A 1198-nucleotide genomic window follows, 5' to 3' on the forward strand; every position below is an offset into this window, starting at 1 on the left:
AATCAGCACGTATTTTAAAGGAATGGATGGCCGTTGATATAAGTCACACAACGGTTGGAAGTATTGTAAGGCGAGTAGGAGAGGCGCAAGCAGAAGCCGACGAAGCTATGGTGCTAGATTTAGAGGAGTCAGCTGAATTACCAAAAGGGAAAAAAGTTCTTGATTTCCTTTATGCGGAGGCAGATGGCGTTTACGTTCGTGATCTAAAAAGAAAAAAGCATATAGAAGTATCACATGCCATTATGTATGAAGGTTGGAACACAAACGGAAAGAGAGTTTCCCTAACAAAACCTAAAGTTATTATGACCACAAAATCAATCGATGATTTTTGGAAGGAAGTCCAAACCATTGCGGCGCATGAATATTCCCTTAAAAACACTCAAGTTGTATCGAATAGTGATGGAGGTTCTGGCTATTCAGCCGAAAGATTTCAAGAGGCATTTTCGCAATCTAATTTTCCTCTTTTACATCAATTGGATGAATATCACATTCAACAGGCTATTAATCGCACATTTGGCTATAAGAAAAACAAATGGAAGGATAAGATTAGGGAAGCAGTAAAAGAAGCTAATTTAGATGATTTCACGCTTATTTTAGATACATATGAAAGTCAACTTGAGGATGAGAAGTTAATCGAAAAAGTCGATAAATTCCGTACATATATCTTAAATCATTGGGATTATATTGCAGATTGGCGAAAGAGGACAAATGATGCACCAAAAGGTGCAAGAGGTTTAGGGGCAATGGAATCCAATCAACGACATATTACTTATCGTATGAAAAAGCGAGGTATGCATTGGAGTAGAGAAGGTGCGGAAGCTATGGTGAAAGTAAAGCAGGGTATCGCAAATAATACTTTGAGAGAAGTTTATCTAGCTTCTCAACATAGGAGTTATCGAAAACAACGTGAGATCAAGAGGGTTGTACGTATGTCGGAGTTTTTGCGCCAATCCACACAACCGTCCATAGGCGCTAAACAAGGATCTATTAGTTTATATGCAGCTCATTCATCGGCAATAGGCAGATTGGTCAAAGGATTTCAGTAATATCCTGTCCCTTATGGGTTAGGTTCTTGGTTTGTAGAACGTAATCCATAAGGGACAGTCAGCAAGCGTAGCGCGGTAGTGAAAAAGCGTACAAAAATAGAGTGCCAAAGATATTGGTGTGATAAGTCGACCGAGAATAACTTGACACATAC

1 protein-coding gene is annotated in these 1198 nt (G+C 39.1%); it reads left to right on the forward strand.

What is annotated here, in order from left to right:
• Positions 1–1046 (forward strand): ISLre2 family transposase (locus ABU914_RS15375; RefSeq protein ID WP_379670570.1); only part of this gene is annotated, 1046 nt, incomplete at its 5' end.
• Between the last annotated feature and the right edge of the window lie 152 nt (positions 1047–1198).

It is taken from the genome of Pueribacillus sp. YX66, from assembly GCF_041725775.1.
In the GTDB taxonomy this organism is placed as follows: Bacteria; Bacillota; Bacilli; order Bacillales; family UBA6769; genus Pueribacillus.